The sequence below is a fragment of the Sphingomonas flavalba genome, assembly GCF_004796535.1.
In the GTDB taxonomy this organism is placed as follows: domain Bacteria; phylum Pseudomonadota; class Alphaproteobacteria; order Sphingomonadales; family Sphingomonadaceae; genus Sphingomonas_L; species Sphingomonas_L flavalba.
On record NZ_SPHY01000008.1, the window covers coordinates 26,044 to 40,509 of the forward strand.

At 68.1% G+C, this 14,466-nt stretch carries 9 protein-coding genes; 3 read left to right on the forward strand and 6 right to left on the reverse strand.

The window, feature by feature from the left end:
* Nucleotides 1–5: 5 nt before the first annotated feature.
* The 3 genes from E4A53_RS09040 to E4A53_RS09050 form a co-directional block, all read right to left on the reverse strand.
* A complete protein-coding gene (locus tag E4A53_RS09040; RefSeq protein WP_136162781.1) occupies nucleotides 6–1,499 on the reverse strand; it encodes a flavin-containing monooxygenase in 1,494 nt (497 codons plus the stop codon).
* Between the two features lie 101 nt (nucleotides 1,500–1,600).
* Nucleotides 1,601–2,578, reverse strand: a complete 978-nt coding sequence (locus E4A53_RS09045) for an AraC family transcriptional regulator (protein ID WP_206366286.1) — start codon at nucleotides 2,576–2,578, stop codon at nucleotides 1,601–1,603.
* 121 nt (nucleotides 2,579–2,699) lie between these two features.
* Nucleotides 2,700–5,144 carry a TonB-dependent receptor gene (locus E4A53_RS09050; protein WP_239018220.1) on the reverse strand — a complete coding sequence of 815 codons (2,445 nt, stop codon included), beginning with the start codon at nucleotides 5,142–5,144 and terminating at the stop codon, nucleotides 2,700–2,702.
* A 449-nt stretch (nucleotides 5,145–5,593) separates the two neighbouring features.
* Between E4A53_RS09050 and E4A53_RS09055 the strand changes: the two genes are divergently transcribed.
* From E4A53_RS09055 to E4A53_RS09065, 3 genes are read left to right on the forward strand one after another with little or no spacing between them, the layout of a single operon-like run.
* Nucleotides 5,594–8,773, forward strand: a complete 3,180-nt coding sequence (locus E4A53_RS09055) for an efflux RND transporter permease subunit (protein WP_136162782.1) — start codon at nucleotides 5,594–5,596, stop codon at nucleotides 8,771–8,773.
* A complete protein-coding gene (locus E4A53_RS09060; RefSeq protein WP_136162783.1) occupies nucleotides 8,766–9,968 on the forward strand; it encodes an efflux RND transporter periplasmic adaptor subunit in 1,203 nt (400 codons plus the stop codon). The genes E4A53_RS09055 and E4A53_RS09060 overlap by 8 nt, the downstream gene beginning before the upstream one ends.
* Nucleotides 9,958–11,370 (forward strand): efflux transporter outer membrane subunit, encoded by a 1,413-nt coding sequence (locus tag E4A53_RS09065; RefSeq protein WP_136162784.1) that lies wholly within the window; start codon nucleotides 9,958–9,960, stop codon nucleotides 11,368–11,370. The genes E4A53_RS09060 and E4A53_RS09065 overlap by 11 nt, the downstream gene beginning before the upstream one ends.
* Before the next feature lie 125 nt (nucleotides 11,371–11,495).
* Here the strand turns inward: E4A53_RS09065 and trmB are convergent, their stop codons facing one another.
* The 3 genes from trmB to metK form a co-directional block, all read right to left on the reverse strand.
* On the reverse strand, nucleotides 11,496–12,176 hold the full coding sequence (gene trmB, locus E4A53_RS09070) for a tRNA (guanosine(46)-N7)-methyltransferase TrmB (RefSeq protein ID WP_136162785.1): 681 nt from the start codon (nucleotides 12,174–12,176) through the stop codon (nucleotides 11,496–11,498).
* 44 nt (nucleotides 12,177–12,220) lie between these two features.
* Nucleotides 12,221–13,189, reverse strand: coding sequence for a hypothetical protein (locus E4A53_RS14895; protein WP_136162786.1), 969 nt, complete (start codon nucleotides 13,187–13,189; stop codon nucleotides 12,221–12,223).
* Between the two features lie 74 nt (nucleotides 13,190–13,263).
* Nucleotides 13,264–14,451 (reverse strand): methionine adenosyltransferase, encoded by a 1,188-nt coding sequence (gene metK / locus E4A53_RS09080; protein WP_136162787.1) that lies wholly within the window; start codon nucleotides 14,449–14,451, stop codon nucleotides 13,264–13,266.
* Between the last annotated feature and the right edge of the window lie 15 nt (nucleotides 14,452–14,466).

Sequence of the window (14,466 nt, forward strand, 5' to 3'; positions counted from 1 at the left end):
TCTCCTTATTTCGCGGGGACGGGGCGGCCGTGGCGGCGCAGCAGGCGCGGCAGCAGCCCGGCATAATCCTTGGCATCGATCGCGACGAACCAGTGCTTGATCCGCGTCATCAGCGGCAGGCGCAGGTCGATCGCTTCCAGCATGTCGTCCATGTGATGGACGGAGAAGGGGATGATGTTCGTGCCTTTGGAATGCTTGCCGTCGGTGCGCGCCTCCATCCAGGCCAGCCGGCGATCGATATAGGCGTTCTGCTCCGCCTCGCCCGGCAGCGTCATCCCGCCGCACAGATGGTTGGCCAGCCACAGCGCGCCGACCTCCGCGTTCAGCTGGCTGAAGAAGGAGGAGTTGTAGCCGTTGAACGCCAGCCCCGGCACGCCGACCGGCAGCATCGAGCAGTAGAGCCGGAAATTGCCGCGCGTGTCCGTGACCTTGGCGAGCGTTTCGGCGTCGAGGAAGTCGCAGCGCTGGTCCCAGCCGGTGCCGCAGATGACCAGATCGGCCGGAACGGTACTGCCGTTCGACAGCGTCGCCTTGCCCGGCGCCAGCGCGGTAATCTCGCCGCGCACCAGCGTCAGCCGGCCATCGGCCACGCTCTCGTAGAATCCGTCGGTGACCAGACTGACCGTGCTGCGCGCGATCGTCTCCAGCTTGCCGTCCGGCATCAGGCCGATCTTCTTCAGGCCGAGTTGGCGGGATATCACCGCCTGGACGCTGCCCAGCATGCCGTTGCGGATCGGCCGACCGGGGCCGTGCAGGAAGCGTTCGAACCCGCGCACGTCGATATAGCGAAACAGCCCCTCGCCCAGCCGGTTGAGGAACAAGTGCTTGAAGTTGAGGACGCCGCCCAGCTTCTTCGGAATCTTCCAGATCAGGTGGCGGGCGACGACGGTGGTTGTCGCCGCCGTCCGCGCGCAGGCCATCGCCACGTCGCACGACGACTTGCCATAGCCGACGACCAGCAGATGGCGCCCGCGTACCATCTCATGATCATTGAACTGGCTGGTGTGGAGGACGCGGCCGCCCGCCGCCTCGAACGCCTCGACGCCGGGATAGCGCGGCACCGACGGCAGCGAGAAGATGCCGTTGCAGACGATCAGCCAGTCGAACACACCGCTTTCGACCGAACCATCTGCCACGCCGCGGGTTTCGACCATCCAGCGCTGTGTGCCGTCGCCGGCTGGGCGCGCCGCCGTCACCTCACGGCCGAGGCGGAGGGCGTCACGGAAGGCGAAATGGTCGATATAGCTTTCCAGATAGGCCTGCATCTGCGTGCCGGTCGGCCACTCGGGATAAGTGCGCGGCATCGGCCAGTCGGAAAAGGCGTAGGTCTCGCGCGGGTTCTGCGTCGTCAGCCCCGGATAGCGCCGCCGTGCCGACCAGACGCCGCCGATGTCCGCCTCCTTCTCGAACACCGTCACGTCGTAGCCGAACTGGCGCAGCGTCTTCGCCGTGCTCAGCCCGGCCAGCCCGGCGCCGATGATCGCGATCTGTCCTGCCATGCCTGCCCTCTCGCTCACCCTGCGCACAGGCTAGGCGGATCGCGCGGCGCACGGCTATGCAGCGACCGCCGATCCTGTTCGCGCAGTGCGAACTTGTGCGTTCAGCTGGCGCGGCGGCGCAGGGTTTCCGATGGCGTCTCGCCGAACAGCGCGCGGTACTGGCCGGCGAAGCGGCCGAGTTCGAATATGCCCCAACGGCCTGCCGCCTCGGCAACGGTCAGCGGCAGTTCGGCGCCAAGCAGTTCCTCGCGCACGCGGCGCAGGCGGGTCAGGCGCAGATAGGCCATCGGCGACGTGTCCCGGAACCGCTGGAACCCCTCGAACAGGGTACGGCTGCTCACCCCGCTGATCGCGACCAGCCTGGCCATGTCGATCGGCTCGCCGGCATATTCCTCGATATAGCGTTCGACGAGGCGGACATGGCGCGGCGCGATCTGCCAGTCGCCGGCTTGCAACGCTTCCGAATAGTTGTGCGGCTGGGTCTCCAGCAAGCTGGTCAGCAGCAGCGCCTCCAGCTGGCGCACCGTCGCCCGGCCCGGCGCCTCGCCGCTCAGCTCGTTCATCAAAGCCGAGACATAATGCCACCAGACCGCGACATTGCCGGTCATCGGCATCGATGCGTCGAAGCGCAGCGGCGCGCGCAGTGGCCGGTCGAGCAAAATCGCCAACTGCTGCTCCAGCGCGTCGCGTTCGATCCGCACCATCGCCTTGGCGCAATCGGCATCCCACACCATCCGCACCGGATCGGTCGGGTTGAGCAGGGTCGCCACCTTGCGCGACGCGACGAATTGCTGGTCGCCGGCGTGTATCGTCGCCCGCCCGGCGATCGGCAGCATCAGCAGGTAGAAATCCTCCAGCTGGCCGGGGTCGATCTCGACATCGGCGCCATAGCTCATCGCGCCGACGGCGATGCGGTCCAGAGGAACGGCGTTCTGCCAGGCGGCAAGCGCGCGCTGGCCGCCGAGCGGGTCGAGCCGGTGGGAACAATAGACCTGCGCAACCTTGTCGCGAACCTCGTCGACATCGGTCGATCGGAAATGCGGGTGCGCCGCCAGCGGCGCTCGGTCCATCGTCAGCATCGCGGTCGCCTTGCCAGCCGGTCCTGCTCGCGGAGCATGGGGTGCCCGAAGGATTTCATATCTTGGCGAAGGTGGCAAGGACGGGCGGTTTCCGACTTCCGCGCCGGCCCGCTCCCCCGTCCTACAGCTTCCATTTCGCCGTGACATACCATTCGCGCGGGCGGGCGAAGAGCTGTTCGTACTGGCGGAAGGACGAACCGTAGATGCCGGTCTGGGTATAGCGGCTGTTGGTGAGGTTGGTGACGCCGCCGATCAGACTGAACGCGCGCCCGGCGAAATCATAGGCGATCGATGCGTTCACGATGTGATAGCCGTCCTGATACAGCTCCGCCGTGTTCAGCGCGTCCATGAAGAAGCCGGAACGGTAGGACCAGTCGACGCGCGGGGTCAGCTCGCTGCCATTGCCGAGCGTGATGCTTTTCAGCAGCGAGGCGCTGAGCGTCCATTTCGATATCCGCTCGAATCGCGAGGCGAGTGTGATCTCGGTCGCCGCCGGGTCGATCTTCTTGTAGGCGGGATCGAGATAGCCGGCGCTCGCCTCGATGAAGAAGCCGCCGCCGGGGGACAGGCGGGCCTCCAGCTCGGCGCCGCGGATCTCGGCGCGCGCGGCGTTCTTGGTCACCGGCGCGACGCCGGTGAACACCTGCACCTGCAGGTCGTCGTATTTGGTCAGGAACACCGCGCCGTTCAGGGTCAGTCGCCGGTCAAGCCATTCGGACTTGAAGCCAAGCTCGAACGCCGTCGCCTTCTCCGCGTCATATTGCGGCGTCGCCGCAAGCGGCGGGAACACGCGCTGAACGAAGCCGCCGCTCTTGAACCCGTTGGAATAGGACGCATAGACCATCGCCCGGTCGGTCGCCCGCCAGGCGAGGTTGATCATCGGCGTCACGTCGTCCTCGCCGCGCGACACCTTCTCATAGGGCAGGACGCGCGTCTTGGGGGTGTTGGGGCTGCCGCCGATCAGCTGCTCGCCCGGCGTCCGGTCGACGAAGATCGTCTGGTCGGGCAGGAAGCTCTTGTCGTCCTTGGTGTAGCGGACGCCGGCGGTCAGGTCGACGCGTTCGGCAAAGGTATAGGTCAACTGGCCGAACGCGGCATAGCTCTTGGTGGTGAAGCGGCCGCCCGACTGGAAATTCACCGGCGTAAAATCCAGTATGTTGATATTATTGCCTTTTTCGTTGAAATAATAGCCGCCGACCAGATATTTCAGACGGTTGTCCGCCGTCGCCCCGGTCAGTTGCAGTTCCTGGCTGAACTGCTTGTCGGTCAGGCTGTCATAGAAATGAGTGATGGTCAGCGGCGAATGGTCGCCATCGCGGGCGAAACGGCCGTCGAGCCGGCGGTAGGCGGTGATCGATTTCAGCGTCACCGCGCCGATCGTCCATTCGATCGTGCCGCTCGCGCCCCACAGCTTGTTGCGCGAATATTGGGGCGCAGTGCCGAAATCCTGCGTGCGGCTCAGATACTGGTCGCCGTAGCAGGCGGCGGCGCTGCCCTGCGGGCTGTACGGCGCGAAGCCAAGGCAGGGCTGGCCGCCGAGGAAGGTGGCGATATAGTTGTTGAGCAGCGCGAAATTGTCGACCGGCGCGTCGAACGGGGGATCGATGACATAATGGCCGGGCGTCGCCGGGCTGCCCGGCGGCAGCATCGGCAGCCCGTTCGGATTGAATACCGCCGAGCGATAGTCGATGCCGGACAGGGTGAGCGCCGGGCCGTGGCTGCGGTCGTCGGTGCTGTCCAGCGCCAGGTTGACCTCGAAATCCGGCGACGCTTCCCAGCGCAGCTGCAGCCGGCCGGTCTTGGTGTTGACGTTGCCGAGATCCTTGCCGTCGGCGAGGCGGGTGACGTAGCCGTCGCGGTTGAACGTGCCGACCGACAGCCGCGCCGACAGCGTGTCGCCCAGCGGCACATTCAGCATCGCCCGCGCGTCGACGCGGTCATAGCGGCCCGCCGTGATCTGGACGCCCGCCGCCAGCCGGTTCTCCGGCCTGGTCGTCGTCAGGCTGAGCGCGCCGCCGATCGTGTTGCGGCCGAACAGCGTGCCCTGCGGCCCGCGCAGCACCTCCACCCGCTCGACATCGACCAGGTCGAGCAGTGCGCCGACCGAGCGGGCGACGTAGACGCCGTCGACATAGACGCCGACGCCCGGCTCGGTCGTCGGCAGGAATTCCTTCTGGCCGATGCCACGAATATAGATCGCCGCCGAAGAACTGGCGCCGCCGAAGCTGGGGTTGTTCTGGAAGCTGAGATTGGGGGTGAAGGTGGCGATGCCGTCGACCTTGTCGAGCCCGCGCGCCGCGAGCGAGTCGCCGCTGAACGCAGAAATGGCGATCGGCGTCTCCTGCGCGCGCTCCTCGCGCTTGCGGGCGGTGACGACGATGTCCTGCTGGCTAAGCAGGTCGGCACGCGACGCATCCTGCGGCGGTGGCGACGCATCCTGTGCTATGGCCGGCGCCGCGCCCAGTGCGGCCAGCGCGACAAGCGCCGCCGCAGCAACCATCATTCCGTCCGACGCCTCGAACCGCTCCATCATATCCATCCCCCAATAGGTTTCGGCCCGGTCCATGCCGGACGCGCTTTTTCTGCATGGGGAGGAGAACAGGAATCGGAGCGGGGCCGGTATGCAGCGAGCGCGCCGACTGTGCGATTGCCGCGGCTATTCAGCCGATTGCCCCCCGGCCCGCGCGGATCAGCGGCGGCGGTAGCGGAAATGCCACAGCTTGTGGCCGCGCATCTTGGCGCGCGTCACAGTCGTTTTGCATGTGCCAGGCGGATCGATGCGCCGCGCGTCCGCGCGCCGACGTCAGTATCGCTGCGCCGCAAGCCGTAACGCAAAAATAATCCCGTTCGGGGCCATTCGACGCAATATCGCCGTTGAAGCGGAAACCGGCCACGCGTACGAACGGCAGCGGTGCAATATCGTATACGACCTTGGGCGATCCCACCGGTATCGGCGCATGACGAGCGCCTCGACGCCGCGTGGGTACCGCCCGGGGCGCGGCGCGGGGCCGCATCATGATCGGCATCGTCCGGATCGCGCTCGCCAGGCCGCTGACCTTTATCGTCATGGCGTTGATGATCCTGATCGCGGGCGTGCTCGCGGCGATCCGGACGCCGGTCGACATCTTTCCGGAAATCCGGGTGCCGGTGATCGGCGTCGCCTGGCAGTTCGCCGGCCTGCCGCCGGAGGAGATGGCCGGCCGGATGGTCGCGCTTCACGAGCGGCTGCTGCCGACCGTCGTCGACAATGTCGAGCATATCGAAAGCGAGTCCGTCCAGGGCGTCGGCGTGGTCAAGATCTTCTTCCAGCCGGGCACCGACATCCGCGTCGCCACCGCGCAGGTGTCTTCGGTCTCGCAAAGCGCGATCAAACAGATGCCGCCGGGGGTGAACCCGCCGCTGATCATCAACTACAGCGCGTCGACCGTGCCGATCATCCAGCTTGCCCTGTCGGGCGAGGGCCTGTCCGAACAGCAGCTTGCCGATCTAGCGATGACCCAGATCCGCCCGCGGCTGATCGCCGTGCCCGGCGCCGCGGTCCCCTATCCCTATGGCGGACAGCAGCGGCAGATCCGCGTTGACCTCGACCCGCAGGCGCTGCAGGCGCGCGGCCTTTCGGCGCAGGACGTCAGCGCCGCGATCGCCGCGCAGAACCAGATCAATCCGGCCGGCTTCGTCAAGATCGGCGATTATCAATATGCGGTGCGGCTGAACAACGCGCCGGATTCGGTCGAGCAACTGAACGCGCTGCCGGTCAAGGTGGTCGACGGCGCGACCATCGCGATGCGCGACGTCGCGCATGTCCGCGACGGCGCGTCTCCGCAGACCAACATCGTCCATGTCGACGGCAACCGTTCCGTGCTGATAACCATCCTGAAGAACGGCGCCGCATCGACGCTGGCGGTGGTCGACGGCATCAAGAACCTGCTGCCGAAGCTGCAGGAAAGCCTGCCGGAAACGCTGCGGATCAAGCCGATCGGCGACCAATCGGTGTTCGTCAAGGCGGCGGTGTCCGGCGTCGTCCACGAAGGCGCGATCGCCGCCGCATTGACCAGCCTGATGATCCTGCTGTTCCTCGGTTCGTGGCGCTCGACGGTCATCATCGCGCTGTCGATCCCGCTGGCGGTGCTGGCGGCTGTCGCCGCCCTCTCCGCCTTCGGCCAGACCTTCAACGTCATGACCCTCGGCGGGCTGGCGCTTGCCGTGGGCATCCTCGTCGACGACGCGACTGTGACAATCGAGAACATCAACTGGCACCTGGAACAGGGCAAGGGTGTGGTCCCCGCCATCCTCGACGGCGCGGCGCAGATCGTCACGCCCGCCTTCGTTTCGCTGCTGTGCATCTGCATCGTCTTCGTGCCGATGTTCTTCCTGCCCGGCGTCGCGGGCTTCCTGTTCGTGCCGATGGCGCTGGCGGTGATATTCGCGATGATCGCATCATTCGTCCTGTCGCGCACGCTGGTGCCGACGATGGCGATGTATCTGCTGAAGCCGCACCGGCGCGACGGCCATCAGGCCGGCCCGCCGCCCGGCCGGCTCGCCCGCTTCCAGCGCGGGTTCGAGGCGCGGTTCGAACGCATCCGTGCCGCCTATGGCTCCTACCTCGCGCTGGCGCTGGCGCGGCGGCGCCCGTTCATGCTCGGCTTCCTCGCGGTCGTGCTGCTGTCGTTCTCGCTGGTGCCGTTCCTCGGCCGCAATTTCTTCCCGACCGTCGATGCCGGCCAGATCACCCTGCACGTCCGCGCGCCGGTCGGTTCGCGGATCGAGACGACAGCCGCCGAATTCGCGCGGATCCAGGACCATATCAGGACGCTGCTGCCGAAAGGCGAGATCGTCGCGATGGCCGACAATATCGGCCTGCCGATCAGCTCGATCAACTCGATCTACAGCAACAACGGCACGATCGGGCCGCAGGACGGCGACATATTGATCAGCCTGCGCAAGGGGCACCGGCCGACGGCGGAGCATGTCGCGCTGCTGCGGCGCGAACTGCCGAAGGCGTTTCCGGGCAGCACCTTCTCCTTCCTGCCGGCGGATATGACCAGCCAGATCCTGAATTTCGGCGCGCCGGCGCCGATCGACATCCAGATCAGCGGCCACGACAGCATAGCGAACGCCGCCTATGCGGAAAAGCTGCTGCGCGAAATCCGCACCATACCCGGCGTGGTCGATGCCCGCATCCACCAGACGGCGCGCTCGCCCCAACTGAACATCGACGTCGATCGCAACCGCATCGGCCGCTACGGCCTGACCGAGCGCGACGTCACCAACAGCATCGCGACCACGCTTGCCGGGTCCAGCCAGACGGCACCGGTCTTTTTCCTCAACCCGGAAAACGGCGTGTCCTATTCGGTGGTGGCACAGGCGCCCGAATACAGCGTCGGGTCGATGAGCGCCCTGTCCAACGTCCCGGTGTCCGGCGCCGGCGCTGCCGACAGCCAGGTGCTGGGCGGGATCAGTACCATCTACCGCACCAACACTGCGCCGGTGGTCAGCCGCTACGACATCCAGCCGACGATCGACATCTACGCGGCCACCCAGGGCAGGGATCTGGGCGCGGTCGCCGGTGACATCGAGCGGGTGATCAAGGCAATGGATCACGCCAAGCCGAAGGGTTCCGACGTCTTCCTGCGCGGCCAGTACGAGACGATGAACACCGCCTTCTCCGGCCTCGCCTTCGGCCTCGTTGCCGCGATCGTGCTGATCTACCTGCTGATCGTCGTGAACTTCCAGAGCTGGCTCGACCCGTTCATCATCATCACCGCGCTGCCCGGCGCGCTTGCCGGCATCGTCTGGATGCTGTTCCTGACCGGCACCACCCTTTCCGTCCCGGCGCTGACCGGCGCGATCATGTGCATGGGCGTCGCCACCGCCAATTCCATCCTGGTAGTCAGCTTCGCGCGCGAGCGGCTGGCCGAAGTCGGCGACGCCGGCCGCGCCGCGATCGAGGCGGGCCTCGTCCGATTCCGCCCGGTCATCATGACGGCGCTGGCGATGATCATCGGCATGCTGCCGATGGCGCTCGGCCTGGGCGAGGGCGGCGAGCAGAACGCGCCGCTCGGCCGCGCGGTGATCGGCGGCCTGATCGTCGCGACGCTGGCCACCCTGTTCTTCGTCCCCACCGTATTCAGCTATCTCCACCAGCGGCACCGGACGGACGGCCGCGCTGCGGAACGCGAGCTTGTTCATGTCTGACGACCCGACATTTCCCGAATCGGGCCCCGCCCTGCCGGACGCGCAGCACATCCGTTCGCTGAAGCGATTCGGCATCGGCGCCGCGCTGATCGCGCTGGCGGTCGCCGCCACCGGTATCGCCATGCGCAGCAGTGCCGAGCGGCAGTTGACGGTCAGCAGCGCGGAAGCGGCGGTGCCCATCGTCGCCGTCATCCGCCCGACGACCGGCAAGTCAGACGACACGCTGGTCCTTCCGGGCAGCGTGGAGGCGTGGAACAGCGCCGCCATCTACGCGCGCAGCAACGGTTATATCCGCCGCTGGCTCGCCGACATCGGCGACCGGGTCGCCGCCGGCCAGCCGCTCGCCATCCTCGACGCGCCGGAGCTGGACCAGCAGTTGGCGCAGGCCGAGGCGGATTATCAGACGACACTGGCGCAGCAGGCGCTGGCCCGCACGACGGCGGCGCGGTGGGAACAGTTGCTGAGCCAGGACGCCGTCTCCCGCCAGGAAGCGGACGAGAAGGCCGGCGACTACAAGGCGCGCCAGGCGGTGGCGAACGCCAGCCTCGCCAACGTCCGCCGACTGCGCGCGCTGAAGGATTTCACCCGGCTGCGCGCCCCGTTCGCCGGCATCGTCACCAGCCGCTCGGCGCAGATCGGCGCGCTGGTCGTGTCGGGCACCGCCGCGTCGCAGCCGCTGTTCACCGTGGCCGACGAACATCGGGTGCGGGTCCATGTCCGCGTGCCGCAGAGCGGCCTGTCGGCGGTCAGCCCCGGCATGCACGCGCGGATGACCCTGCCGGAACATCCCGGGCGGGAATTCGACCTGGTGGTCGCCCGGTCCTCTGCCGCGATCGACCCGAATTCGGGAACGATGCTGGTCGAATTGCAGACCGACAATCCGGACGGCGCGCTGCGCCCCGGCGCCTATGCACAGGTGCATTTCCCGATGGAAGCGCCGCCGGGCAGCGTCCACATCCCGTCGAGCGCGCTGATCTTCGGCACCGACGGCACCACCGTCGCCACGATCGATGCGAATAACCGGGTGAGGATCCGCCCGGTCAAGGTCGGCCGCGATTTCGGCAAGCAGCTTGAAATCGCTTCGGGCCTGGCCGCCACCGATCGGGTTATCGACACGCCGCCCGACGCGATCCGCACCGGCGACCACGTCCAGGTAGCGAAGACGGCGACAAAAGCCGGGCGTGATGGGGACTGAACGCCGGCTGGCGATGGTCGCGCTGCTGGCGGCGACCGCCGGCTGCTCGATGGCGCCGGCCTACCGCCCGCCCGAGCTGGCGGTTCCGGCCGCCTACCGCGAAAGCCAGACGCCGCCGGACGGCTGGGCGGTCGCCGAGCCGGACGACGACAGCGCGCGCGGCGCCTGGTGGCGGATGTTCGGCGACCCCGTGCTCGATTCGCTCGAAGCCCGGATCGAAACCGCAAGCCCGACCCTTGCCGCCGCCCTCGCCCGCTACGATGCGGCGAGCGCCGCCGCCCGCGCCGCCGGCGCCAACCTGTGGCCTGACCTTTCCGTCGGCGCCGCGATCGAACGCGCCCATGTCGCCGCCGCGCGCCCGCTCGCCGGCAGCGGCGCGACCTACACCAACCGCATCGCCAGCGGCGCCTTCGCCTACGAGGTCGATCTGTGGGGGCGGGTTCGCGACAGCGTCCGTGCCGCCGGCGCGGACGCGGAAGCAAGCGGCGCCGACCTCGCCGCCGCACGGCTCAGCCTTCAGGCCGAACTGGCCGATACCTATTTCCGCCTGCGTGGGCTCGACGCGCAGGTGCGGCTGCTGGCGCAGACGGTCGATGCCTATGCCCGGGCACGGGCGCTGACCGTCGCCCGCCACGGCGGCGGCATCGCCAGCGGGCTGGACGTCGGCCGCGCCGATACGCTGCTGGCCTCGGCGCGCGCCGAGCTGTCCGCCGTCGCCGGCCAGCGCGCCGCGGCCGAACATCGGATCGCGGCGCTGGTCGGCGCGGTCGCGTCGGACTTCACCGTGCCGCCCGGCGCCCTGCCGGCCGATCCGCCGCGCGTACCGGCCGCCGCCCCGTCCGCATTGCTGCAGCGCCGGCCCGACATCGCCGCCGCCGAGCGCCGCATCTTCGCCGCCAACGCGCGGATCGGCGTCGCCCGGGCAGCGCTGTTCCCGTCGCTGACGCTGGGGGCGGAATCCGGCTTCAACGCCGCTCGCGGCGATCTGTTTTCGACGCCGGCGCATTTCTGGGCGCTCGGCCCGGCGCAGGCGGTCCTCAGCCTGTTCGACGGTGGCCGCCGCCAGGCGAACATCCGGATCAGCCGCGCGCAATATGACGAGGCGGCCGCCCGTTATCGGGAGGCCGTGCTCGCCGCCTTCCGCGAAGTGGAGGACGGCTTTGCCGCCGAACGCACGCTGGCGCAGCAAGCCGCCGAACGCCGCGCAGCCGCCGAGGCAGCGCGGCGGACCGAGGCGCTTGCCCTGGTCCGCTATCGCGACGGCGCGTCGGACTATCTGGAGGTGGTGACGGCGCAGGCTGCCGCGCTCGATGCCGAACGCAGCGCGCTCGCCGTCGGCACCGCGCGGATGCAGGCCGCCGTAGCCCTCGTCCGCGCGCTCGGCGGCGGGGTCGGGGACTAGGTTGAGGATTCAGTCAGCCCCGAAGCATCGGTGATCCACAGGTCGCAGGAACGGCAGGGCGCGAAGGTCAGTCGAACCCGATACGGCAAAGGGAACCGGATCTATCGAGAGACGGCATCGTCTCCCTATTTACGCCTGAAAGAAAAATACCAGACCTCGTGCCCCTTCCGCCGGGCCTTCGCCTCGTAGCGGGTCTGCGGCCAGTTGGCGGGACGGATACGGAAATCGTCAGGGCTTTCCGCCAGCCAGACGAAGTCCCGCCGCCCGTCCATCACCATCATCGCCCAGCGGCAATAGGTCGGGTCGTCGGTGCCGAGGCGGAACTCGCCATCCGGCTTCAACTTGGCGGCGATCAGGTCGAGCGGACCGGGGTTGATCATCCGCCGCTTGGCATGGCGCGCCTTCGGCCATGGATCGGGATGGAGCAGGTAGACGCGCTCGAGCGACGCGTCGGGCAGGCGTTCCAGCACGGTCAGCGCGTCGCCCATGTGCAGACGGATGTTGGTGAGGTCGCCGTCGCGGATGTGGAGCAGCGCGCCGACGACGCCGTTCAGGAACGGTTCGCAGCCGATGAAGCCGATGTCCGGCCGCGCCGCCGCCTGCGCCGCAAGATGTTCGCCGGCGCCGAAACCGATCTCGAAGGCCAGCGGCCGATCGTCGCCGAACAGGCGGACGGCGTCGAGCGGCCCGTCCTCCGGCACCGACAGGCCGGGCAGCATCGCCTCGACCAGCGCCGCCTGCCCGGCGCGCAGCTTGTGCCCCTGGCGGCGGCCATAGAGGCGGCGGAGAGTCGTCGGGTCGTTCACCGCCGCCGGCTAGGCAAAAGCACGACCGCCGTCAAAGGCCGCGCTCATCTTTTGCAGGGCTTGCCCTCATATTGCTGGCGGTGGAGGTCATAGGCCCTGCCGTTGAACCGCCAGACCGGGAAGCAGAAGCCGGGGCCGCCCAGTTCGATGTCCGGCCAGCCGCCGACGCCCTTCGTCGCCAATATGTTCGGAATCCCCTGGCCGCCGGCACCGGGGACCGTGGCCCACTGGCCGTTCGCCTGTTTGGTCAGCAGTTGATAGCCCATGCCGGTCATGCCGTAGCAGAAGGTGCCGCTCTGGGTGATCAGCGCCTCCGGCCGGCCATCGCCGTTCAGGTCGCCGGGCGCTTCCAGCGTCGCCGGCTCGCGAAACGAATCATCCGGGCAGAGCGACCAGCCCTTACCCATCCGCGTCGCCTCGGCCGCCTTGAAGATCGCTGCCTGTTCGGCGGCGGAGAATGGCTGACCGGCGACCGGTGTTGGGGGGGGCGGTGGCGGTGGAGCAGTACGTGCGGGCGTCGGCTTCGCCGCTGGCCGGGCCGGCTGCGGAGCGGCGGCCGTTTGCGCCGGGGGCACGGCCCCGTCGCACGGGCCGCTCGGCATATAGCGGTTGCCGTCATAGGCGAACGGCCGGCGGCAGGTCCCCTGCGCGACCGCCATGTCGAGCCAGCCGCCGCTGCGGGTGGCCTGTGCGGTGATCGTGCCGGTACCGCTGATCACCTGCCGCCACTGCTTGCCGGCCTTGGTCAGCACCGCAAAGAAGCTGCCCGACCCCTTGTAGCAGGCGGCGTTGCTGTCGGTGACCAGCGCTTCCGGTGCGCCGTCGCCGCTGATGTCGACAAAGGTCATGCGCGGGCTGGCCGGCTGGCCGCAGGCGTTGGTCGGCCGGTCGTTGGCGATCGGAAACCCGGCGGCGGCGTAAAGCTGGGCCGCCTCGGCGCGGTTCATCTGGGGCACGGCCGCCAACGCTGGGCTGGCGACGGCGACGGCGGGCAGAAACAATAGGTAACGCATGGCATCCTCCAAGGATGGATCGGGGGGTGCGACTCGTTATCTATCCCCCCGCCATACAGGATGCCGGCGCCGGATCAGAGAGCCTGTTTCAGCGCATCGACCAGATCGGTCTTTTCCCAGGTGAAGAAATCGCCGTCCGGCTGGCGGCCGAAATGGCCGTAGGCGGCGGTCGGCTGGTAGATCGGCTTGTTGAGCTGCAAGTGGGTGCGGATGCCCTTGGGGGTCAGCCGGACCAGCTTGGGGAGCACCGCCTCGATCCGCGCCTCGTCGACGGTGCCGGTGCCGTGGGTGTCGACATAGAGCGACAGCGGCTCGGCGACGCCGATCGCATAGCTGAGCTGGATGGTGCAGCGGGTGGCGAGGCCGGCGGCGACGATGTTCTTCGCCATGTAGCGGCTGATATAGGCGGCGGAGCGGTCGACCTTGGTCGGATCCTTGCCGGAGAAGGCGCCGCCGCCGTGCGGCGCGGCGCCGCCATAGGTGTCGACGATGATCTTGCGCCCGGTCAGCCCGGCGTCGCCGTCCGGCCCGCCGATGACGAACAGGCCGGTCGGGTTGACGAAAATCGATTCGTCGCCCGGCAGCCAGCCATTGGGCAGCACGTCGTTCAGCACGCCCTTCACGTAATCGCGCAGCCACGCCTGATCGACGCTCTCGATGTGCTGGGTGGAAACGACCAGCGCGGTGGCGCGCACCGGCTTCTCGTTCTCATAGGCCAGGGTCACCTGGCTCTTCGCGTCCGGCTCCAGGAAATCGACATGGCCGCTGTGACGGTCCTCGGCCATGCGCTGGAGGATGCGGTGCGAATAATAGAGCGTCGCCGGCATCAGGTCCGGCGTCTCGTTGCTGGCATAGCCGAACATGATGCCCTGGTCGCCGGCGCCTTCGTCCTTGTTGCCGCTCTCGTCGACTCCCATCGCGATGTGGGCCGACTGCGGGTGCAGGTGGTTGGCGAAATCGGCGTGCTGCCAGTGGAAGCCTTCCTGCTCATAGCCGATCCGCTTGACGGTGGCGCGGGCCGCCGCCTCGATCTCCGCCTGCGCTTCGGGCGTCAGCACGCCGGCGCCGTCCATGATCCCCTTGCAGCGGATCTCGCCGGCCAGGACGATGCGGTTGGTGGTGGTCAGCGTTTCGCAGGCGACACGCGCTTCCGGGTCCTTCGACAGGAACAGGTCGACAATCGCATCCGAAATCTGGTCGGAAACCTTGTCCGGATGCCCTTCGGAAACCGACTCGGAAGTGAAGAGATAGTTGCTGCGCATCGCTGATCCTGCAGT